1 protein-coding gene is annotated in these 263 nt (G+C 52.1%); it reads left to right on the top strand.

All coding sequences use genetic code 11. The annotated features are described in order from the left end of the window. On the top strand, nt 1-263 hold a 263-nt coding region (locus SB765_RS30725), incomplete at both ends, for a T6SS immunity protein Tli4 family protein (RefSeq protein WP_410932632.1).

Genomic DNA, 263 nt, shown 5'->3' with positions numbered 1-263 from the left:
TCCGTTAGTCAAGACCGCGATTCTTCCGCCTCGCTCCAGAAAACCTTGCCTGATTTGCGTGCGAAATTGGATAGTATCGGTACACACTACCGTATTTTGCGCCAAGGCCATCGCAAAGTCGCGGGCATCGAAGCCGAAGAAGTACTGTTTGAGGCTAAAGACGGGGCGGTTACCGAATACCGCTTCTCTCTGCTTGCCCCGGGTGACCCGAGTACGTTGGCAAAGCCGCATACTTCGATTCAAATGATTCTTGGCAATATCAG

The organism is Pseudomonas sp. SIMBA_067 (assembly GCF_046534675.1).
GTDB lineage: Bacteria > Pseudomonadota > Gammaproteobacteria > Pseudomonadales > Pseudomonadaceae > Aquipseudomonas > Aquipseudomonas putida.
Note: the sequence above shows the minus strand (reverse complement) of the source record. Positions and strands in the feature narration are given on the sequence as shown.